This window comes from Roseateles sp. GW821-FHT03B02 (genome assembly GCF_059421025.1).
Genome location: NZ_JBWKUV010000001.1, coordinates 1,235,479 through 1,255,534 on the forward strand (window position 1 = coordinate 1,235,479; position 20,056 = coordinate 1,255,534).

Sequence of the window (20,056 nt, forward strand, 5' to 3'; positions counted from 1 at the left end):
GCCAGGTTTTTTGCGGCGCCGCTGCCCACCCTTGGGCCGACTCTATCGACCGCCCCGCGCGTCGTCCATCCACCCCCGCGCCCACCGGCGCCGCGCGAATCCGTTAGGCTCAGCCGGTCACGTTCACGGAGCTGCCATGGCCAAGAAATCCACCGCCCCCGCCCCCAGCATCGGCATCAGCGAGAAGGACCGCGCCGCGATCGCCGCCGGCCTGTCCAGGCTGCTGGCCGAGACCTACACGCTGTACCTGACGACGCACAACTTCCACTGGAACGTCACCGGGCCGATGTTCAACAGCCTGCACGCGATGTTCATGGCCCAGTACACCGAGCTGTGGAACGCGGTGGACCCCATCGCCGAACGCATCCGTTCCCTGGGCCATGCCGCGCCCGGCAGCTATGCCCAGTTCGCCAAGCTCAGCGGCCTGCCCGACGCGCCGGCCACGCCGCCCAAGGCCATGAAGATGGTCGAGCTGCTGATGCAGGGCCACGAGGCCCTGGCCCGCACGGCACGCGCCCTCTTCCCGCTGCTCGACAAGGCCGGCGACGAGCCCAGCGCCGACCTGCTGACCCAGCGCCTGACGGTGCACGAGCAGACCGCCTGGATGCTGCGCAGCCTGCTCGAAGAGTGATGAAGGTCGCCGTCCTCACCTTCGACGGCTTCAACGAGCTGGACAGCTTCATCGCGCTGGGCCTGATCAACCGGCTCTACGCCCAGGGTTGGTCGGCCGCCATCACCAGCCCGAGCGCGCAGGTGACGTCGATGAACGGCGTCACCATCAACGCCCAGCAGCCGCTGGAGTTCGCCAACGAGGCCGACGTCGTGCTGTTCGGCAGCGGCATCCACACCCGCACCATCGCCAACGACAGCGCCCTGTTGGACCGGCTGCAGCTGGACCCGCTGCGCCAGCTCATCGGCGGCCAGTGCTCCGGCACGCTGCTGATGGCTCGCCTCGGGTTGCTGGCCGACATGCCCGCCTGCACCGACTCGACGACCAAGCCCTGGGTCGTGGAAGCCGGCGTGCGCGTCGTCGAAGAGCCCTTCCACGCTCGCGGCCCCATCGCCACGGCCGGCGGCTGCCTGGCCTCGCAGTACCTGGCCGCCTGGGTCATGGCCACCCGCGCCGGGCTGGACGCGGCGCGCAGCGCGCTGCACTACGCGGCGCCGGTGGGCGAGAAGGACGCCTACGTCGAGCGGCTGCTGGGCGTCGTCAAGCCTTTCCTGCCGCCGGCCTGACGGCGCTCGTCGCCCGGCGCAGCCGGGCGATGCCCTCAGCGATGGAGCCCACCGTCACCTGGTGGTACTCCGAGCCGGCGGGCAGTTGCTCCATCAACCGGCGGTGCGCCTTCGGCAGCGCGTGATAGGGCAGATAGGGCGCCACATGGTGCAGCGCATGGAAGCGCAGGCCCACGGGGCAGAGCAGCAGCGTGATGAGCCCGTTGGAATCGACGTTCAGCGAATCCAGCAGCTGGCCACGCGCATCGCGGCCCTGGGCTTCCTCGACGTAGAGATGCGTGCCACCCAGCGCGCGGATGGTGTTCAGCGTCGCGATGGCGATGACCAGCAGGGCCCAGGCCACCACCCATTGCCAGCCGGCCAGCACACCGACAGCGGCCAGCAGCCAGGCCCAGGCGCAGCACCACCACTCGACTGCCATCGCTTCGGCGCGCGCACTCTCCTTGATGGCCGGCGCATGGAAAGGCATGCGCAGGGCCATGTGCACGAACTCCGGAATCATCTTCTCGCGGATGGGCGGCAGCACGGTGGCCAGCGGCGTCAGGATGGCGAAACGCACCCACAGTGCCAGCGGCAGCGCGAGGTTCAGCGCGAACAGCTTGGCGCTGGCCGCACCGGCGCGGCCATGGAACTGGTCGTATTCGCCGTCCTCCGGCGTGCCGTAGGTCAGCTTGTTGTGGTGCCCCTGGTGGATGGGCAGGTAGAGCAGGAAGGGGATGAGCAGCGGGATGCCGGAGACCGCATGCCAGGCATGGCGGAAGGCCTTCATGCCCTGCTGATGGAAGATCTCGTGGATGAAACCCAGCGTGCGGTAGAGCAGCAGCACCGCCGCGACGAAGGCCGCCACGCGCAGCGCCACCGGGCCTGGCAGCACGGCGACGGCGAAAGCCGGCCAGCCCAGGCCGGCACACAGCAGCAGATCGGCGAAGTAATGCGCCTGATTGGGCTCACGCAGGTCGGCCACCAGCTCCTGCACCCGCTTCATGTCCACCTGCTTGTCCATTGCATCCTCGTCTCGCAAAGCCCGCCAACGATAATCCAGGGCTAGCCCCTGCTCCAGCTCTTTCATGTCCGAACCCATCGCCAGCCGCATCGAGACGGAAGTCCGCCGCCGCCGCACCTTCGCCATCATCAGCCACCCCGACGCCGGCAAGACCACGCTGACGGAGAAGCTGCTGCTGTTCTCGGGCGCGATCCAGATCGCCGGCTCGGTGAAGGCGCGCAAGGCCTCGCGGCACGCCACGTCGGACTGGATGGAGATCGAGAAGCAGCGCGGCATCTCGGTGGCCTCGTCGGTCATGCAGATGGAGTACCGCGATTGCGTCATCAACCTGCTGGACACCCCGGGCCACCAGGACTTCTCGGAAGACACCTACCGCGTGCTGACCGCCGTGGACGCGGCGCTGATGGTCATCGACGCGGCCAACGGCGTCGAACCGCAGACGCGCCGTCTGCTGCAAGTCTGCCGCGCCCGCAACACGCCCATCCTGACCTTCGTCAACAAGATGGACCGCGAGGTGAAGGACCCGCTCGCGTTGATGGACGAGATCGAGCAGGAACTCGGCATGACCGTCGTGCCCTTCACCTGGCCAGTCGGCATGGGCAAGCAGTTCCACGGCGTCATGGACCTGCGCCAGCAGCGCATGCGCGTGTTCGCGCCCGGCGAGGACCGCGTGGCCGGTACCGAGGAGGTGCTCGAAGGCCTGGACAACCCCGCGTATGCGGAACGCTTCGGCATGCAGTACGACAACGCCAAGGGCGAGATCGAGCTGGTGCGCGAAGCCGCCCCCGAGTTCAGCCATGACGACTTCCTGAGCGGCCGGCAGACGCCCATGTTCTTCGGCTCGGCGGTCAACAACTTCGGCGTGCAGGAGGTGCTGGACGCCCTCGTCGAGCTGGCGCCGCCGCCGGACGTGCGCGAAGCCATGCAGCGCACCGTCAAGCCCGAGGAGCCCAAGTTCACCGGCGTGGTGTTCAAGATCCAGGCCAACATGGACCCGGCCCACCGCGACCGCATCGCCTTCGTGCGCGTGGCCTCGGGCCGCTTCGAGCGCGGCATGAACCTGAAGGTCGTGCGCTCGGGCAAGACGCTGCGCCCCAACAGCGTCGTGACTTTCATGAGCCAGAAGCGCGAGCTGCTGGACGAGGCCTTTGCCGGCGACATCATCGGCATCCCCAACCACGGCGTGCTGCAGCTGGGCGACACCATCACCGAGGGCGAGGCGCTGCAGTACACGGGCCTGCCCTTCTTCGCGCCGGAAATGTTCCGCTCGGTGGAAGTGGCCGACCCGCTCAAGACCAAGCAGCTCAAGGCCGGCCTGCAGCAGCTGGGCGAGGAGGGCGCCATCCAGGTCTTCCGCCCCGTGGCCGGCACGGTGCTGCTCCTGGGCGCCGTCGGCCAGCTGCAGTTCGAAGTGGTCGCGCACCGGCTGGAGCACGAGTACGGCTGCAAGGCGCGCATCATGCCCAGCCGCTTCCAGGTGGCCCGCTGGGTGACCTGCGACGACCCGGCCGAGCTGAAGCGCTTCATCGACGCCAACGACCACCGCATGGCCTACGACGCGGTCGATGCGCCCACCGTGCTGGTCGAGTACGCCCCCGAGCTGCGCGCCATCGAGGCCAACTGGCCCAAGATCAAGTTCCACGCGCTGCGCGAGCACGCGGGCCTGGTGTTCCAGCAGCGGCTGGACGGCTGAACGGCGGCGCGGACGCGCCTCTAACATCCGGCGATGCCGCCTTCCGTCGCCCACCCCTGCCCGTCTTGCCGCCAGCCCATGCAGGCGCGCGTCCTGCCCGGCAACTACGGCAGCCAGGTCGAGATCGACTTCTGCTTCGCGTGCCACGGCATCTGGTTCGACCACCTGGAGAACATCAAGCTCGCGCCCGCGGCCATCGCGACGGTGTTCAAGGAGATGCACGGCCACCAGGACACGCCGCGGCTGCCGCTGGCCCAGTGGCTGGGCTGCCCGCAATGCCGCAGCGGCCTCGTGCAGGGCTTCGATCTCGTGCGCAGTGGCCGCTTCATCACCCACCGCTGCCCCCAGCAGCACGGCCGCTTCAGCAGCTTCGCGTCCTTCATGATAGAGAAGGGCTTCGTGCGCCAGCTGACCCGCCCCGAAATCGCCGACATCGCGGCCAAGGTGGCTGTCATCCACTGCAGCAGCTGCGGTGCGCCGGTGGACCTGCGCCGCGAGGACGCCTGCTCGCACTGCCGCTCGGCGCTGTCGCTGCTGGACCCGCAAGCCGTCGAGAAGGCCCTGGAAGCCCATGCCCGGGCGAGCGCGGCACGCCCGCGCGTCGATATCGCGGACGCCCTGGTCGCCATGGCGCGGGACCGCTCGCGTGAAGCGCGCCAGCCGGTGCGGCCCGGCGGTGCGCACCTGCTGGACGCCGCCTTCGCCGTGGACCTGCTCAGCGTGGGCCTGAACCTCGTCAGCAGCCTGTGGGACGACTGAGCGACACCATGGCCAGACCCACCGACTTCGACCAGGGCCTGGCCCTGCACCAGCAGGGCCGCCTGGCCGAGGCCGAGCCGCTCTACCGCCGCGTGCTGCGCACGGCGCCCACCCATTTCGACGCCCTGCACCTGCTGGGTGTGCTCTGCGGCCAGACCAGCCGCTTCGACGAAGCCCACACGCTGCTGACCCGGGCGCTGGCTCAGCGCCCCGACAGCGCGCCGGCCCTCAACAACCTCGGCAACACGCTGGGCAGCCTGGGCCGTCACCAGGAAGCCGTGCAGGCCTTCGAGCGCGCGCTGGCCCAGCGCCCCGGGGACGCCAAGGCCTTGCGCAACCGCGGCACCAGCCTGCGCGCGCTGGAGCAACCCGTGCAAGCCCTGGCCAGCTTCGACGCCGCCCTGGCCCTGCAGCCCGACTACGCCGACGCGCTGATCGGCCGCGCCGAATGCCTGCTGACGCTGCACCGCCGCAGCCAGGCCGTCGAGGCCTTCCAGCAGGCGCTGGCGCTGGGCAAGGACGCCGATCAGGTCCGCTACGCGCTGGCCTCGCTGGGCGTGGGCAGCGCGCCGACGACGGCGCCGGCTGAGTACGTCGAGGCCTTGTTCGACATGTACGCGCACAACTTCGACCAGCACCTCGTCGAACGACTGGGCTATCGCACGCCCGAGCTGCTGCATGCCGAGTTGCTGCTCGCCCGCCCGCCCGGCGGCGCCGACGTCATCGACCTCGGCTGCGGCACCGGCCTGTGCGGCCCGCTGCTGCGCCCGCTCGCCCGCCACCTCGTCGGCGTGGACCTCTCGGGCCTGATGCTGGCCAAGGCGCGCGAGCTGGGCCTCTACGACGAGCTCGTGCAGGGCGACGTCGCCGGGGTGCTGGGCGAGCGCCCGCAGCGTTTCGACATCGCCGTCGCCGCCGACGTCTTCGTCTACATCGGCGACCTGGGCGCCGTCTTCGCCGCCGCCTTCGCGGCGCTGCGGCCGGGCGGCCTGTTCGCCTTCTCGGTCGAGGCCTGCGGCGACGGCGAGAGCGAGGATTTCCGCCTCGGTCCCACGCGCCGCTACGCGCATTCGCAGGCCTATCTGCAGCGGCTGGCTGACGCCCAGGGCTTCGCCGCCGAATCCGCGCAACACTGCGTCATCCGCAAGGAAAGCGACGCGGGCGTCGAGGGCTGGCTGATGGTGATGCGGCGCGGCTGACCGGCGCTGCGATGATGCTGCTTCTTTCCCCGTCTCCCACCGCATCCCGATGAGCAAGCGCCTTCTCCCCGTGGTCCTGGCCCTGGCTGGCACCTTCGCCCAGGCCGCCCCCGAACTCGAAACCGTCGTCGAGGGCCTCAAGACGCCCTGGGCCCTGGCCTTCCTGCCCGACGGCCAGTTCCTCATCACCGAGCGCGACGGCGCCCTGCGAACGGCCCGGCCGGGCGGCAAGCCCAGCGCGCCCATCGCCGGCGTGCCGGCCGTCGTTGCCGAGGGCCAGGGTGGCCTGCTGGACGTGCAGCCGGACAGCGACTTCGCGCGCAACCGCACGATCTACTTCTGCTTTGCCGAGCCCGGCGCCGACAAGAAAACCAACAGCACCGCCCTGGCGCGCGCCCGGCTGAGCGAGGACGCCAAGCGGCTGACCGACGTGAAGGTCATCTTCAGCCAGCTTCCGAAGATGGACAGCAAGCACCACTTCGGCTGCCGTATCGCCGAGGCGCCCGACGGCAAGCTCTTCCTGAGCCTGGGCGAGCGCTTCAAGGGCATGCAAAGCGCGCAGACGCTGGACAACCACCTCGGCAAGATCGTGCGCGTGGGCAAGGACGGCAGCGTTCCCACCGACAACCCCTTCGTGAACACCCCCGGCGCCCTGCCCGAGATCTGGAGCTACGGCCACCGCAACTCTCAGGGCCTCATCATCGACGCGCAGGGGCGCCTCTGGGAGCACGAGCACGGCCCCCAGGGTGGCGACGAGCTCAACCTCATCGGCCCCAAGCTGAACTACGGCTGGCCCGTCATCACCTACGGCGAGAACTACGGCGGCGGCAAGATCGGCGACGGCATCTTCGCCAAGGCCGGCATGGAGCAGCCCGTCGTCAAGTGGGTGCCGTCCATCGCGCCGGCCGGCCTCGTGCGCCTGAAGAGCGCCAAGTACGGCCCGACCTGGCAGAACAGCTTCTTCCTCGGCTCGCTGAAGTTCGGCCACCTGGAACGCGTCAAGCTCGACGCCGACAACCGCCCCGCCGAGCAGGAGCGCCTCTTCCCCGACGCCGGCCGCATGCGCGACGTGCGCGAGGGCCCCGACGGCCTGCTCTATCTCGTGCTGGAAGCGCACGGCCGCATCGTCCGCGTGAAGCCCTGAGCCGCCAGGACCCGGCGGGGAAGGCCGGACCGGCTCAGTATTTCTTCGGCAGTTCCTGCGGCGGCGCGTAGCCGGGCACGGCCCGTGCCGCGCCGCCCGTCAGTGCGGCTTGGCGCGACAGCAGCTTCCAGGGCGAGCTGTCCGTCTGCCAGAGATCGACGACGAAGACCGGCGCAGGGCCCCGGACGCGCGGCTGCAGCAGGAAGCTGGCCTGCAGGCGGCCCGGGGCGAACTCGCGCGCCGCCATGAAGCGCACCGCGTAATCGCCCGCACCGGGCCGCTGCGTCATGGCATCAACCCAGTCCTCCAGGGGCACGGCCTCGGCCGGGCGCTGGGCGACGAGCATCTGGAAGTCGTCGTCCAGACGCTGCTCCAGGCCGCGCGCGTCCCGCGCTCGCGCGAGCGCCAGCAACTCCTCCTCGGCCTGCGTGGCCAGCTGCACGAGGCGGGTCGGCAACGGTGCGGCGGGGCCTGCCGCTCCGGCCGCCGCCGCGGCCAGTGCGAGCAGCAGGCCGGCCGCGCTCACTGCAGCTTGTTGACGTAGTCCGTGTAGCACTTGTTGTCGGCGGCGGACAGGTTGCGCTGGATCAGGTAGCTGCGGGCGCCCAGCGTCTGGTTGTAGTAGGCACCGTTGGCAGCCTGCTTCTGGTTGCTGCCGAAGGTCCAGGCGCATTTGTCCGCGTTCTCGGCGCCGCTGGCGTCGTACCAGGCATTGGCGTTCGGATCGGTCAGCGTCTCCTCCAGCTCATGCGCCACGACGGAAGCCATGCCATCGACGCCCGGGTTGCCGTTCGGGCTGGTCGTCTGCGCAGCGCAGGCGCTCAGACAGCGGTTGGCGTTGCCGACGAAGCTGAACTTGACGTTCTGGCCGGCGATGACGGCCGAGCTGTGCCAGCCGCAGTACTTGTTGCAGAAGCCCGAGGATTCCGCGACGTCGGTCGAGGTCAGCACGAAGTAGATCGCGTTCGGGTCGGCGGCGCCTTTCTTCGTGATGTAGGACTGCACGACGGACTGCACGCGGGCATCGGACAGCCGGGCGCCCTGGCTGTACGCATCCGTGCCCTCGTTGTAAGTGCCAAGCAGCGCCGACACGCTGCCGTTGGACGAGGTGTAGCTCTTGCTGATGCCCAGATAGTTGGAGCCGCTCAGTCCCGCGAACAGGTCGCGCATGATCTGCTGGCCGGACGCCGTGTCGCTGCCGTTGCCCTGATTCCAGTTGCCGTACCAGATCACGTGGATGTTGGGCTGGCCGACCATCACCGGGCCGCCATGGTTGGTGATGGGCGACAGCGCCGCCGTGCCGCCGACGGTGGGCGCGTAGTTTCCGGACGCGTCGGGATTGGGGCGGTGCAGCACATGGCGATCCGGGTTCAGTTCGGGCTCGGCAGCGGCGGCGGCGGCGGCGAAGGCGAGCCACAAGCTGGCGGTGAGGAGGCCGAGGCGGGTGAGGCTTTGCATGAGGGATTCCTGTCAGCGCGGGTGGATGATGAGGATGCCGCCGGCACCGAAGGCCTCCCGTCGAGGCGCGGTACCGTGCAGGCGCCGCTCACGTTAAGGGGCGCTGCGCCGAGCCCGCCCGCGGATAACCCTAGCGAAGGCTGCAGGAGGCCGTCTTCAAGCTGACGCCGGGCCGTCGGCAGCCGCGGCGCCTGCGGCCGGGGACAATCGCCGGCCGCACTGCGCCTCCCGACATGCCCGCGCCCGACTGGTTCTCGCTCGCCCAACTGCCGGGCTATCTCGCCTTCGTGCTGGGCGTCGGCTGCTTCCTGCAGACCGACGACCGGCGTTTCAAGCTCTTCATGACGGGCGAGTGCGTGGCCTACGTCGCGCACTTCGCGCTGCTGGGCAACCCGACGGCGGTGGCGAGTTCGCTGCTGTCCATGCTGCGCTCGGTGCTGTCGCTGCACACGCGCTCGAAGTGGGTGGCGGTCGTCGTCGTGGCGGCCAACCTGGGCTTCGGCCTGGCGATCGCGCACAGGCCCAGCGACTGGCTGCCGCTGACGGCCTCCTGCCTGGGCACCATCGCCCTCTTCACGCTGCAGGGTGTGCCGATGCGGCTGCTGATGCTGTGCGGCACGGGCCTGTGGATCGCCAACAACCTGATCGCCGGCTCGATCGGCGGCACGGCGCTGGAGGTGGTCGTCGCGGCGGTGAACCTGACGACCATCGCGCGTCTGCTGCGCGAGGGTCGACAGGCGGCGGTCAGCGATTCGCCGAGTAGTTGACCGGCAGCCAGTCGTAGCCCTTGCCGTCGGCGCGCAGGCGGCCGATGCCGGGGAAGCTGATGTGGGTCACGGCAACGTAGTAGCCATCCTTGGCGGCGGCCGCGTAGGCCTTCTTGCGGGCAGGTGCCGCGGCCTTGGGGTCGCTGTCGAACTGGATGGTGACCGCGGGGTCGGGGAACTGCACGGCGGCGACGTGCATCAGGTCGCCCCAGAACATCATCTTCTGGCCCTGGCTCTCGGCAACAAAGTTGCTGTGGCCGGGCGTGTGGCCGTAGGCCGGGAAGGCCTTCACACCGGGCACGATCTCGACGCCATCCTTGCTGCCATCGAAGGGCTTGAAGCGGCCCGCGTCCGCAAAGCCCTTGACCAGCGCCGCCACGGCCTTGCCGCCATCGCCGCCCTTGGCCACCTGCTCGGGCGCCAGCCAGAAGTCGCTGTCGCGCCTGTCGATGCGCAGCTGGGCATTGGGGAAGGCGGTGCTGGAGGCGCCGCCGACGTGGTCGCCGTGCATGTGGGTGATGACGATCTCGTCGACCTGCTCGGGCGCATAGCCGGACGCCTTGAGGTTGGCCAGCACGCGACCGGCCGTGGGGCCGAAGAGGCCCGCGGTACCGGTGTCCACCAGGACGATCTTGGCACCGGTGTTGACGAGGTAGGCGTTTACCGAGGTTTCCAGCGGCACGCCGAGGTAGGCGTGCTGCAGGGCGCGGACCGTGTTGGCGGCGGGCTGCTGCAGCAGCTTGTCGACGGGCAGGTCGATGGTGCCGTCGGACAGGGCGGTGATCTCGAAGTCGCCCAGCTGCAGGCGGTACCAGCCGGGCGCCTGGCCCTTGAGCTGCGGGCCGGCGGCGAGGGCCGTCGTGGCGGTGAAACCAAGGGCGAGGGCGGCGGGCAGCAGGCGTTCGAGCATCGTGGTCTCCAAGGGGGGTGAAAAGGTGCGGCGCAGGATAGCGGCGTCCTCGTGGCCTCGCAGTCCCAAGGGTCGTTGTCCGGGAAGCGGACAGCGCCGCCGCCATCGATTGACTGGATTTCAGACATCGCCACGGTGCAAGACGGCCAAAACGCGGGTTAGCTCGCAAGGGTTTGCCTGTAACTTGCCCCGACTTGGCGCGGGCACGGCTTTTGCGCTGGAGGGGGCTGGCACCCGAAGACATCAAACCAGGAGACAACGCCATGCCCCGACGCCACCCGGCGCGCACGCCGCTGCATTTCGCCATCCTCGCCGCCCTCGGCGCCGCCCTGCCCGCCGGCGCCCAGACCACACCGGCCAACGAAGTCGCAGTGACGACGCTGGACGTCGTCAAGGTCACGGCGCGCAAGCGCGAGGAGACGCTGCAGGACGTGCCGGTGGCCGTCACAGCGCTGACGGCCGACCAGCTTGACAAGCTGGCCATCAAGGACCTCGGCGACCTGCAGGGCCAGGTGCCCAACCTGACCATCTACGCCGCACGCGGCAGCAACACGACGATCACGACCTTCATCCGCGGCGTCGGCCAGGCCGACCCGCTGTGGGGCGTGGATCCGGGCGTGGGCATCTATTTCGACGACGTCTACATTGCCCGCCCGCAGGGCGCGCTGCTGGACGTGTACGACGTGCAGCGCGTGGAAGTGCTGCGAGGCCCGCAGGGCACGCTGTACGGCAAGAACACCATCGGCGGCGCGGTGAAGTACGTCTCCAAGCCGCTGCCGCAGCAGACGGAGGGCTCCGTGACGCTGGCGGTCGGCAACTACGGCCAGGTGAACGCCAAGGGCGGCGCAGGCACGGCCGTGGCCGATGGCCAGTTCCGCTTCCGCGTGGCCGGCGCCAGCCTGAACCGCGACGGCTACGGCAGGAACCTGACCGACGGCAGCCCGGCGAGCGACCAGAACACCACCAGCGGCCGCTTCTCGGCTGGCTGGTTCCCGACGGGCTCGACCTTCAATGCCCAGGTGTCGGTGGATCGCACGATCGATGCCTCGCACATGCGCGGCTTCCAGCGCCTGAACGTCAGCGCCTTCGACCCCGCCAAGACACCCGCCACCACGGGCCGCTACGACATCGCCAGCGGCATGCCCAACGCCAACCGCACGACCAGCGAGGGCGAGTCGCTGACGCTGAACTGGGGCGTCAGCGATGCCTGGAGCCTGAAGTACATCCTGGCCCACCGCGCGTCGGACACCAACACCTCCATCGACTTCGACGGCCTGCCCAACAAGATCGCCGACGTGCGCGCCGAGTACCACGACAGCTCGCAGAGCCACGAGCTGCAGGCCATCTACGAGGGCCAGAACCACTCGGGCGTCGTCGGCCTGTACTACTTCGACGGCCGCGCCGGCGGCACGGTGCGCAACAACTTCTTCAACGCGAGCTTCGGCACGACCAACGGCCTGGTCTACACCGAGGGCAAGGCCGTCTTCGGCGACTGGAGCTGGCGCCTGACGCCGCAGTTCAGCGTCAGCGCGGGCCTGCGCTACACGGATGAAACCAAGCGCGCCGTCGTGCTGAACCAGGCCTTTGCCAACGACACTTTCAGCGGCACGCCCATCGCGGTGCCGGCCAACTTCGACAACAGCCGCTCGGTCACCAACACCTCGCCGCGCGTCTCGCTCGAATACAAGGCCAGCAAGGAGATCAAGCTCTACACGACGGCCTCGCGCGGCTTCAAGAGCGGCGGCTACAACATCCGCGCCAACACACTGGCCTTCCCGACGTCGAGCAAGCCCTTCAACGACGAGAAGCTGGACTCGCTGGAGCTGGGCGCCAAGATGATCCTGGACGGCGGACGGCTGGAGCTGAACACGGCCGTCTTCCACAACAAGTACAAGAACGTGCAGCTCTCCGTCTTCACGAGCTACACCCAGGCCAATGGCCAGCCGGGCTTCTTCGGCGACTTCACGAACGCCGGCAAGGCGACCGTGCAGGGCGCCGAGGTGGAGTTCCTGTGGACGCCGACGACGGCCTGGCGCATCAGCGGCAACCTCGCCACGCTGGACGCCAAGTACGACGAGTACATCGACCGCGGCGTCAACGTGGCCGATCAGAAGAAGTTCACCAACACGCCCAAGTTCCAGGCCAGCCTGAACATCGAGCATGCGGCCAAGCTGGCTGTGGGCACGCTGCGCTCGCGCCTCGGCGTCACGCATCGAAGCAAGGTCTATCCGACGACGGACCTGTCCGAATCGTTGGCGCAGGACGCCTACACGTTGGTCAACGCCGGCCTGATCTGGGAGAAGGACGCCAAGCTGAGCTTCTTCCTGCAGGGCAGCAACCTGGGCAACAAGGCCTACAAGACGGACGGCTACAACATCGCCGCGCTGAGCGTGCTGGACGCCTTCTATGGCCCGCCGCGCACATTCACGATCGGCGGGACGCTGAAGTTCTGACGACGGTGAAGCCACACGGCTTTGCGGGCGGCCCGGTGGGCCGCCCTTTGTCGCTTCAGGACGCGCGGCCGGCGCGGTACATTGCGCCGGCCATGCCGCTGTCCAAAAACCAGACACCCGCCGCCCTCGACATCCCGCAGGACGTCGACGGCCTGCTGCGCCTGGCCGCGCAGTCGATGTTCGACGTGCTGGCGCGGTCGACGGAAGGGATGATGGTCATCGACCGTCACCACCGCGTCGTCTGGATCAGCGACGGCTACAAGCGCTTCCTGCCGGCGCTGGGCTTCACCGGTGAACACGAGTTCGTCGGCAAGCGGGTCGAGGACGTCGTGCCCAACACGCAGATGCTGCAGGTGCTGGAGACCGGCAAGCCCGTGCTGGTGGACCTGCTGACCAACAAGGCCGGCACCTTCCTCGTCAGCCGCCTGCCGCTGAGGAACGACGCCGGCGAAGTCATCGGCGCGCTGGGGCTTGTGCTTCTCGATCACCCCGAGACGACCATGCAGCCGCTGATACAGAAATTCGGCCGGCTGCAGCAGGAGCTGGAGGACACGCGGCGCCAGCTGGCCGCCCAGCGCCGGCCCAAGCACACCATCACCAGCTTCATCGGCGCCAGCCCCGCGGCGCTGGAAGTGAAGCGCCAGGCCCGCCGCGTGGCCCAGACGGATTCCACCGTGCTGCTGCTGGGCGAGACCGGCACCGGCAAGGAGCTGCTGGCCCACGCCATCCACTCGGCCTCCAAGCGCGCGCACCGGCCGCTGGTCAGCGTCAACATCGCCGCTGTGCCGGAGACGCTGCTGGAGGCCGAATTCTTCGGCGTCGCGCCCGGCGCCTACACAGGGGCGGAGCGCAAGGGCCGCGACGGCAAGTTCAAACTGGCCGACGGCGGCACCCTCTTCCTCGACGAGATCGGCGACATGCCGCTGGCCCTGCAGAGCAAGCTGCTGCGCGTGCTGCAGGAGCAGGAGGTGGAGCCGCTGGGCAGCAACACCGTCATCCGGGTGGACGTGCGCGTCATCGCCGCGACGAGCCGCGACCTGGCCGCCATGGTGGCCGCCGGCAGCTTCCGCGCCGACCTCTACTACCGCCTCAACGTGCTGCCCATCCGCGTGCCGGCGTTGCGCGAGCGCCTGGACGACATCGAGGCGCTGGCCGAGGCGCTGGGCGAGGACATCGCCCGGCGCAGCGGCATGCCGCAGAAGCTGCTCAGCCCCGACGCCATCGAATGGCTGATGCAGCAGCCCTGGCCGGGCAACATCCGCGAGCTGCGCAACACGCTGGAGCAAGTCAGCCTGATGAGCGACGACATGCAGCTGACGGCGGCGCACTTCCAGGGCGGCGCGGCGTTGCCGGCCGCGGCCGAAGCGCCCGTGGCCACGGCACCGCAACCCGTGGCCGCCACTGTGACCACCGCCCAGGCCGTCGCGCCGCTGCCGGAACTCATCGAAGCCCTGGAGCGCGACGCCATCGCGCGCGCCCTCCAGGCCACGGGCGGCAACCGCATGGCGGCCGCCCGGCTGCTGCAGATTTCCCGGGCTTCGCTGTACGAGCGGCTGGCACGCTGGCCCGACCTGGAAGTCCAGGTTTCAGGCAACGCCTGAATTTCGGACACTCACGCCGTCCCTACCGGCCGAAAACCTCGGGACAACCCGGACGAAATCCGCCCCCGGCGCCCCTTCCCCGCCGGGCACGGCCCTTGCGAAAAGGGAAGACACCGTCTGCCGACAGAGCAGACACGACGAACTTCAGGAGACAAGCCCATGCGCTTCACCACGCGCCGCTTTGCCATCGCCGCTGCAGCCGCCATCGCGCTGCCGAGCCTGGCCTTCGCCGCCGGCAACGAGATCCGCATCGCCCACGTCTACAGCAAGACCGGCCCGCTGGAGGCCTACGGCAAGCAGACGCAGATCGGGCTGATGATGGGACTGGACTACGCCACGGGCGGCACGATGACCGTCGCGGGCAAGAAGCTGGTCGTCATCGAGAAGGACGACCAGGGCAAGCCCGACGTGGGCAAGAGCCTGCTGGCTGCCGCCTACGGCGACGACAAGGCCGATATCGCGGTGGGCCCGTCCTCTTCCGGCGTGGCGCTGGCCATGCTGCCCGTCGCCGAGGAGTACAAGAAGATCCTGCTGGTGGAACCCGCGGTGGCCGACTCCATCACCGGCGACAAGTGGAACAAGTACATCTTCCGCACCGGCCGCAACTCGTCTCAAGACGCCATCGGCAACGCCGTCGCCTCCGACATCGCGGGCCTGAACATCGGCATCCTGGCCCAGGACTACGCCTTCGGCCGCGACGCGGTGAAGGCCTACAAGGAAGCGCTGAAGAAGGCCAAGATCGTCCACGAGGAATACCTGCCCACGGCGACGACCGACTTCACCGCCGGCATCCAGCGCCTCGTCGATTCGCTCAAGGACAAGCCCGGCCCCAAGGTCATCGCGGTCGTGTGGGCCGGCGCCACCACGCCCTTCGGTGCACTGGCTGCGCTGGACCTGCAGAAGCGCTACGGCATCGCCGTGGGCTCGGGCGGCAACATCCTGCCGGCCATGACGGCCTACAAGCAGTTCCCCGGCATGGAGGGCGCGACCTACTACTACTTCGGCATCCCCAAGAACCCGGTCAACGAGTGGCTGGTGGCCAACCACTACAAGCAGTTCAAGGCACCGCCCGACTTCTTCACGGCAGGCGGCATGAGCGCCGGCATCGCGCTGGTGGAAGCGCTGAAGAAGACCAGCGGCGACACGGCCACCAACAAGCTCATCAAGACCATGGAAGGCATGAGCTTCGAAACGCCCAAGGGCAGGATGACCTTCCGCACCGAAGACCACCAGGCCATGCAGTCCATGTACCACTTCCGCATCAAGGTGGACCCGGCCTTCGCCTGGGGCGTGCCGGAGCTGGTGCGGGAGATCAAGCCGGAAGAAATGCAGGTGCCCATCCGCAACAAGCGTTGAACGAAGCGGGCGACGGCAAGTGCTTGAGACCAAGAACCTGACGATCCGCTTCGGCGGCCATGTGGCCGTCGACGGCGTGAGCTGCGTCTTCCAGCCCGGCACGCTGACGGCCATCGTCGGCCCCAACGGCGCCGGCAAGACGACCTACTTCAACCTGATCTCGGGCCAGCTGTCCGCGAGCAGCGGCGAGGTCTGGCTGGACGGCGAGAACCTCACGGCGCAGCCGGCGCCCGTGCGCACGCGCCGCGGCCTGGGCCGCGCCTTCCAGCTGACGCAGCTGTTCGCCCACCTCACCGTGCTGGAGAACGTGCGGCTGGCCGTGCAGGCCCGGCACGGCAAGGGGCTGCGCATGCTGTCGGTGTGGCTGTCGCACAAGGAGTTGATCGACGAGGCACGGGCCATCCTCGACCGCGTGCGCCTGGCCTCGCGCGCCGACGACCTCGCCGCCAGCCTGCCGCACGGTGACCAGCGCAAGCTCGAAGTGGCGATGCTGATCGCGCTCGACCCCAAGGTCTATCTCTTCGACGAGCCGACCGCCGGCATGAGCGTGGACGAGGTGCCCGTGGTGCTGGACCTGATCCGCGCGCTGAAGGCCGAGAAGCGCCACACGCTGCTGCTGGTGGAGCACAAGATGGACGTCGTGCGCGAGCTGGCCGACCGCATCATCGTGCTGCACCAGGGCAAGCTGGTGGCCGATGGCGACCCGGCCACCGTCATCGCCTCGCCCATCGTGCAAGAGGCTTACCTGGGAATGGCGGCATGAGCGCCGAGAGCTGGGCCGCTCCCGATCCGACGCGCGTCCCCCCGGGCGAGGGGCCGACACAGACATTGCTGTCGCTGAAGGGCGTGCACACGCACGTCGGGGCGTATCACATCCTGCACGGCGTGGACCTCGACGTGCCGGCCGGCCAGGTCACCATGCTGCTGGGCCGCAACGGCGCCGGCAAGACCAGCACGCTGCGCACGCTGATGGGCCTGTGGACGGCCAGTGCCGGATCGGTGACGTTCAAGGGCGAGGACATCACCCAGTTCGCCACACCCGACATCGCCGCACGCGGCATCGCCTACGTGCCCGAAACCATGGGCATCTTCGGCGAGCTCAGCGTGGCGGAGAACCTGCTGCTGGCGGCGCGCTCGGCCAAGCGCCTGGCCGATCTGGACGCGAAGCGCCTGGACTGGCTGTTCGGCCTCTTCCCCGCGCTCAAGACTTTCTGGCAGCACCCGGCCGGCAAGCTCAGCGGCGGGCAGAAGCAGATGGTGGCCATCGCCCGCGCGCTGATCGAGCCGCGTGAGCTGCTGGTGATCGACGAGCCCAGCAAGGGGCTGGCGCCGGCCATCGTGGCCAACCTGATCTCGGCATTGCGGCAGCTCAAGGGCACGCAGACGACGGTGCTGCTCGTCGAGCAGAACTTCCGCGTCGCCGCGGAACTCGGCGACCAGGTGGCCGTGATGGACGACGGCCGCATCGTGCACCGCGGCGCCATGCGCGAGCTGATCGAAGACTCCGGCCTGCAGCAGCGCCTGCTCGGCCTCTCCCTGGCGGCCCACCAATGAAGCTCGACCCCCGACCGCTGACGCTGCTCGCCGCACTGATGCTGCTGGCCCTGCCGCTGACCGGCAGCGCCAGCACCTGGCTCAACCTGACCCTGGCCGGCCTGGCCATGGGCCTCATCATCTTCGTCATCGCCTCGGGCCTGACGCTGGTGTTCGGCCTGATGGACGTGCTGAACTTCGGCCACGGCGTGTTCATCGCGCTGGGTGCCTTCATGGCCACCACAGTGCTCGCCGCGCTGGCGCCCTGGGCCACCAGCCCCGACATCGCCGCCAACCTCGCGGCCCTCGCCGCCGCCTGCCTGGCCGGCATGGCCATCGCGGCGGCCGTGGGCGTCGTCTTCGAACGCGTGCTGGTGCGGCCCGTCTACGGCCAGCACCTCAAGCAGATCCTCATCACCATGGGCGGCATGATCATCGGCGAGGAGCTGATCAAGGCCAGCTGGGGTGCACAGCTGATCCCGCTGGAGCTGCCGCAGACCCTGCGCGGCATCTTCCTGCTCGGTGACGTGGCAGTGGAGAAGTTCCGCGTGCTGGCGATGGTCGTCGGTGTCGTCGTGCTGGTCGGCCTGCTGCTCGTGCTGAACCGCACCAAGATCGGCCTGCTGATCCGCGCTGGCGTGCAGGACCGCGAGATGGTCGAGGCGCTGGGCTATCGCGTGCGGCGCCTCTTCGTCGGCGTCTTCGTCGCCGGCGCCGCACTGGCCGGCCTGGGCGGGGTGCTCTGGGGACTGGTGCAGCAGGGCGTCACGCCGCAGATCGGCGCGCAGGTCAACCTGCTGCTCTTCATCGTCATCATCATCGGCGGTCTGGGCTCGACGGTGGGCTGCCTGGTGGGCGCCCTGCTCGTCGGCCTGGTGGCCAACTATGTGGGCTTCATCGCGCCGAAGGCGGCCCTCTTCTCCAACATCGGATTGATGGTCGCCGTGCTGCTGTGGCGCCCGCAGGGCCTGTACCCGGTGGGAGCCAAGTGATGCTGCGTGCTCTGCTCTCCCACGACCTGCCGCGCAGCAAGCCGCTGGCGCTGCTGCTGGCGCTCTGTTTTCTCGGCCTGCTCGGCGCGCCCTTCATCTTCCCCGGCACGCAGGCGCTGAACGTCGCGGCCAAGATCCTCGTCTTCATCCTGCTCGTGGCCAGCTACGACCTGCTGCTGGGCTACACCGGCATCGTCAGCTTCGCGCACACGATGTTCGTCGGCATCGGCGCTTACGGCATCGCCATCGCATCGACGCGACTGGGTTCGGACTGGTCCTCGCTCGCCATCGGCTTCGTCGCCGCGCTCGCGCTGAGCGCCGTGCTGGCGCTGGCCATGGGCCTGGCCAGCCTGCGGGTCAAGGCCATCTTCTTCGCGATGATCACGCTGGCCGTGGCCTCGGCCTTCATGACGCTGGCCTCACAGTTGAGCGACCTGACCGGCGGCGAGGACGGCCTGAACTTCCAGCTGCCCGAGGCGCTGAGGCCGTCCACCGAGTTCATGGAGGACCCGGTGCTCGGCGTCATGCTCGACGGCCGGCTGCTGACCTACTACGTCCTATTCGTCGCCGTCGCCGCCCTCATCGCCCTGCTGCTGCGCATCGTCAACTCGCCCTTCGGCCGCGTGCTGCAGGCCATCCGCGAGAACGAGTTCCGTGCCGAGGCCATCGGCTACCGCACCGTCGTCTACCGCACCGGCGCCAACGTCATCGCGGCCCTGGTGGCCTGCTGCGGCGGCGCGCTGCTGGCGCTGTGGCTGCGCTACACCGGCCCCGAGACGGCCATGAGCATGGAGATCATGCTGGACCTGCTGCTCATCGTCGTCATCGGCGGCATGGGCACGGTCTACGGCGCCGTCATCGGCAGCGTGCTCTTCATCGTGGCGCAGAACTATCTGCAGGCCCTGCTCAAGGGCGCAGGCTCGCTCGTCGAGGGCGTGCCCGTGCTGAGCACGCTCGTCTCGCCCGACCGCTGGCTGCTGTGGCTGGGCCTGCTGTTCGTGCTGGCCGTTTACCACTTCCCCGGCGGCATCGTCGGGCGGCTGCGGCTGGCGGCATGGGCCCGCGGCAGGAACGGGAGGAGAACAAGAGCATGAAGTCCCGCTACGTCAACTGCCTGGGCCGTGAGCTGCACCTCACCGAGTGGGGCGACCCGTCGGCGCCGACCGTCATCGCCTGGCACGGGCTCGCACGCAGCAGCCGCGACTTCGACGACTTCGCCGCCGCGCTCGCCAGCCGCTGGCACGTCGTTTGCCCCGACACCCTGGGCCGCGGCCTGTCGCAATGGGCGATCGCCCCGGCCAGCGAGTACTGCCTTGCCTTCTACGTCGAACAGGCCGAGGCGCTGCTGGATCAGCTCGGCCTGGGCAAGGTGTACTGGGTCGGGACGTCCATGGGGGGCGCCATCGGCACGCTGGCCGCGGCGACCCGCTTGCGCGGGCGCATCAAGCGCCTGGTGCTGAACGACAACGGCCCCGAGCTGGCCGCGCCGGCCCTGGCGCGCATCAAGGCCTATGCCGGCCAGCCGCCCAGTTTTGCCACCGTCAGCGAGCTGGAAGGCTATTTCCGCGAGATCTACGCCAGCTTCGGTCACCTGAGTGACACGCAATGGCGCCACCTGACCGAACACTCGCTGCGCCGCCTGCCCGACGGCCGCGTGACGACGCACTACGACCCCGCGCTCGTGGCGCAGTTCGAACACCACCCCGACGACTACCTGCTGTGGCAGGCCTGGGACCAGCTCGACCTGCCCGTGCTCTGCCTGCGCGGCGAGGAATCGACGCTGCTGACCGCCGAGACCGCCCAGGCCATGCGCGAGCGCGGCCCGCGCGCGGCGGTGGCCCTCATCCCGGGCTGCGGCCATGCCCCGGCGCTGAACACGCCGGAGCAGATCGGCTTGATCGAGCGCTTCCTGTCTGCCGATCAAACCCCGTGAATGCCCGTAAGCCGTCGTC

At 69.2% G+C, this 20,056-nt stretch carries 19 protein-coding genes; 15 read left to right on the top strand and 4 right to left on the bottom strand.

Annotated features, from left to right (window positions below; translation table 11 throughout):
• Window positions 1–136 precede the first annotated feature (136 nt).
• Entirely contained in the window at window positions 137–631 is a 495-nt protein-coding gene (locus AC07VX_RS05495) for a Dps family protein (RefSeq protein ID WP_493162679.1), read from the top strand.
• Window positions 631–1,236 carry a type 1 glutamine amidotransferase family protein gene (locus AC07VX_RS05500; protein WP_493162678.1) on the top strand — a complete coding sequence of 202 codons (606 nt, stop codon included), beginning with the start codon at window positions 631–633 and terminating at the stop codon, window positions 1,234–1,236. Before AC07VX_RS05495 ends, AC07VX_RS05500 begins: the two co-directional genes overlap by 1 nt.
• Here AC07VX_RS05500 and AC07VX_RS05505 read toward each other — a convergent pair.
• Complete coding sequence (locus tag AC07VX_RS05505; RefSeq protein WP_493162677.1) at window positions 1,211–2,239, bottom strand: fatty acid desaturase family protein; 1,029 nt, start codon at window positions 2,237–2,239, stop codon at window positions 1,211–1,213. The two genes, AC07VX_RS05500 and AC07VX_RS05505, sit on opposite strands and share 26 nt — an antisense overlap.
• A 64-nt stretch (window positions 2,240–2,303) precedes the next feature.
• On the opposite strand from AC07VX_RS05505, the gene AC07VX_RS05510 reads away from it, so the two are divergent.
• From AC07VX_RS05510 to AC07VX_RS05525, 4 genes are all read left to right on the top strand, one after another.
• Entirely contained in the window at window positions 2,304–3,932 is a 1,629-nt protein-coding gene (locus AC07VX_RS05510; protein WP_493162676.1) for a peptide chain release factor 3, read from the top strand.
• A gap of 78 nt (window positions 3,933–4,010) precedes the next feature.
• Complete coding sequence (locus AC07VX_RS05515; RefSeq protein WP_493183869.1) at window positions 4,011–4,691, top strand: hypothetical protein; 681 nt, start codon at window positions 4,011–4,013, stop codon at window positions 4,689–4,691.
• Between the two features lie 8 nt (window positions 4,692–4,699).
• Complete coding sequence (locus AC07VX_RS05520) at window positions 4,700–5,890, top strand: tetratricopeptide repeat protein (RefSeq protein WP_493162674.1); 1,191 nt, start codon at window positions 4,700–4,702, stop codon at window positions 5,888–5,890.
• Between the two features lie 49 nt (window positions 5,891–5,939).
• Window positions 5,940–7,034, top strand: coding sequence for a PQQ-dependent sugar dehydrogenase (locus AC07VX_RS05525; RefSeq protein WP_493162673.1), 1,095 nt, complete (start codon window positions 5,940–5,942; stop codon window positions 7,032–7,034).
• A gap of 34 nt (window positions 7,035–7,068) precedes the next feature.
• Here the strand turns inward: AC07VX_RS05525 and AC07VX_RS05530 are convergent, their stop codons facing one another.
• Together AC07VX_RS05530 and AC07VX_RS05535 are read right to left on the bottom strand one after the other, a co-directional pair.
• Window positions 7,069–7,560 (bottom strand): hypothetical protein, encoded by a 492-nt coding sequence (locus AC07VX_RS05530; RefSeq protein WP_493162672.1) that lies wholly within the window; start codon window positions 7,558–7,560, stop codon window positions 7,069–7,071.
• Window positions 7,557–8,492, bottom strand: a complete 936-nt coding sequence (locus tag AC07VX_RS05535; protein ID WP_493162671.1) for a hypothetical protein — start codon at window positions 8,490–8,492, stop codon at window positions 7,557–7,559. Before AC07VX_RS05535 ends, AC07VX_RS05530 begins: the two co-directional genes overlap by 4 nt.
• Before the next feature lie 233 nt (window positions 8,493–8,725).
• Here AC07VX_RS05535 and AC07VX_RS05540 point away from each other — a divergent pair, with 233 nt between their 5' ends.
• Window positions 8,726–9,259: a YgjV family protein gene (locus AC07VX_RS05540; RefSeq protein WP_493162670.1), complete on the top strand. Its 534-nt coding sequence runs from the start codon at window positions 8,726–8,728 to the stop codon at window positions 9,257–9,259.
• Here the strand turns inward: AC07VX_RS05540 and AC07VX_RS05545 are convergent.
• A complete protein-coding gene (locus AC07VX_RS05545) occupies window positions 9,237–10,169 on the bottom strand; it encodes an MBL fold metallo-hydrolase (protein WP_493162669.1) in 933 nt (310 codons plus the stop codon). The genes AC07VX_RS05540 and AC07VX_RS05545 overlap by 23 nt on opposite strands.
• 263 nt (window positions 10,170–10,432) lie before the next feature.
• Here AC07VX_RS05545 and AC07VX_RS05550 point away from each other — a divergent pair, with 263 nt between their 5' ends.
• The 8 genes from AC07VX_RS05550 to AC07VX_RS05585 all read left to right on the top strand — a co-directional run bounded on the left by AC07VX_RS05550 (window position 10,433) and on the right by AC07VX_RS05585 (window position 20,037).
• Window positions 10,433–12,622 carry a TonB-dependent receptor gene (locus AC07VX_RS05550; RefSeq protein ID WP_493162668.1) on the top strand — a complete coding sequence of 730 codons (2,190 nt, stop codon included), beginning with the start codon at window positions 10,433–10,435 and terminating at the stop codon, window positions 12,620–12,622.
• 92 nt (window positions 12,623–12,714) lie between these two features.
• Window positions 12,715–14,223 (top strand): sigma-54 interaction domain-containing protein, encoded by a 1,509-nt coding sequence (locus tag AC07VX_RS05555; RefSeq protein ID WP_493162667.1) that lies wholly within the window; start codon window positions 12,715–12,717, stop codon window positions 14,221–14,223.
• 159 nt (window positions 14,224–14,382) lie between these two features.
• A complete protein-coding gene (locus AC07VX_RS05560; protein ID WP_493162666.1) occupies window positions 14,383–15,579 on the top strand; it encodes a substrate-binding domain-containing protein in 1,197 nt (398 codons plus the stop codon).
• Window positions 15,580–15,598: 19 nt separating this feature from the next.
• Window positions 15,599–16,342, top strand: a complete 744-nt coding sequence (locus AC07VX_RS05565; protein ID WP_493162665.1) for an ABC transporter ATP-binding protein — start codon at window positions 15,599–15,601, stop codon at window positions 16,340–16,342.
• Entirely contained in the window at window positions 16,339–17,133 is a 795-nt protein-coding gene (locus AC07VX_RS05570) for an ABC transporter ATP-binding protein (protein WP_493162664.1), read from the top strand. The genes AC07VX_RS05565 and AC07VX_RS05570 overlap by 4 nt, the downstream gene beginning before the upstream one ends.
• Complete coding sequence (locus tag AC07VX_RS05575) at window positions 17,130–18,104, top strand: branched-chain amino acid ABC transporter permease (protein ID WP_493162663.1); 975 nt, start codon at window positions 17,130–17,132, stop codon at window positions 18,102–18,104. The genes AC07VX_RS05570 and AC07VX_RS05575 overlap by 4 nt, the downstream gene beginning before the upstream one ends.
• Complete coding sequence (locus AC07VX_RS05580; protein ID WP_493162662.1) at window positions 18,104–19,198, top strand: branched-chain amino acid ABC transporter permease; 1,095 nt, start codon at window positions 18,104–18,106, stop codon at window positions 19,196–19,198. Before AC07VX_RS05575 ends, AC07VX_RS05580 begins: the two co-directional genes overlap by 1 nt.
• Window positions 19,195–20,037 carry an alpha/beta fold hydrolase gene (locus AC07VX_RS05585; protein WP_493162661.1) on the top strand — a complete coding sequence of 281 codons (843 nt, stop codon included), beginning with the start codon at window positions 19,195–19,197 and terminating at the stop codon, window positions 20,035–20,037. The genes AC07VX_RS05580 and AC07VX_RS05585 overlap by 4 nt, the downstream gene beginning before the upstream one ends.
• The last annotated feature ends 19 nt before the right edge of the window (window positions 20,038–20,056 follow it).

Excerpts from the sequence above, each read along its gene's own strand:
- AC07VX_RS05495 (WP_493162679.1), top strand. The coding sequence starts at position 137 with ATGGCCAAGAAATCCACCGCCCCCGCCCCCAGCATCGGCATCAGCGAG.
- AC07VX_RS05500 (WP_493162678.1), top strand. The coding sequence starts at position 631 with ATGAAGGTCGCCGTCCTCACCTTCGACGGCTTCAACGAGCTGGACAGC.
- AC07VX_RS05505 (WP_493162677.1), bottom strand. The coding sequence starts at position 2,239 with ATGGACAAGCAGGTGGACATGAAGCGGGTGCAGGAGCTGGTGGCCGAC.
- AC07VX_RS05510 (WP_493162676.1), top strand. The coding sequence starts at position 2,304 with ATGTCCGAACCCATCGCCAGCCGCATCGAGACGGAAGTCCGCCGCCGC.
- AC07VX_RS05515 (WP_493183869.1), top strand. The coding sequence starts at position 4,011 with ATGCAGGCGCGCGTCCTGCCCGGCAACTACGGCAGCCAGGTCGAGATC.
- AC07VX_RS05520 (WP_493162674.1), top strand. The coding sequence starts at position 4,700 with ATGGCCAGACCCACCGACTTCGACCAGGGCCTGGCCCTGCACCAGCAG.
- AC07VX_RS05525 (WP_493162673.1), top strand. The coding sequence starts at position 5,940 with ATGAGCAAGCGCCTTCTCCCCGTGGTCCTGGCCCTGGCTGGCACCTTC.
- AC07VX_RS05535 (WP_493162671.1), bottom strand. The coding sequence starts at position 8,492 with ATGCAAAGCCTCACCCGCCTCGGCCTCCTCACCGCCAGCTTGTGGCTC.
- AC07VX_RS05540 (WP_493162670.1), top strand. The coding sequence starts at position 8,726 with ATGCCCGCGCCCGACTGGTTCTCGCTCGCCCAACTGCCGGGCTATCTC.
- AC07VX_RS05545 (WP_493162669.1), bottom strand. The coding sequence starts at position 10,169 with ATGCTCGAACGCCTGCTGCCCGCCGCCCTCGCCCTTGGTTTCACCGCC.
- AC07VX_RS05550 (WP_493162668.1), top strand. The coding sequence starts at position 10,433 with ATGCCCCGACGCCACCCGGCGCGCACGCCGCTGCATTTCGCCATCCTC.
- AC07VX_RS05555 (WP_493162667.1), top strand. The coding sequence starts at position 12,715 with ATGCCGCTGTCCAAAAACCAGACACCCGCCGCCCTCGACATCCCGCAG.
- AC07VX_RS05560 (WP_493162666.1), top strand. The coding sequence starts at position 14,383 with ATGCGCTTCACCACGCGCCGCTTTGCCATCGCCGCTGCAGCCGCCATC.
- AC07VX_RS05570 (WP_493162664.1), top strand. The coding sequence starts at position 16,339 with ATGAGCGCCGAGAGCTGGGCCGCTCCCGATCCGACGCGCGTCCCCCCG.
- AC07VX_RS05575 (WP_493162663.1), top strand. The coding sequence starts at position 17,130 with ATGAAGCTCGACCCCCGACCGCTGACGCTGCTCGCCGCACTGATGCTG.
- AC07VX_RS05580 (WP_493162662.1), top strand. The coding sequence starts at position 18,104 with ATGCTGCGTGCTCTGCTCTCCCACGACCTGCCGCGCAGCAAGCCGCTG.
- AC07VX_RS05585 (WP_493162661.1), top strand. The coding sequence starts at position 19,195 with ATGAAGTCCCGCTACGTCAACTGCCTGGGCCGTGAGCTGCACCTCACC.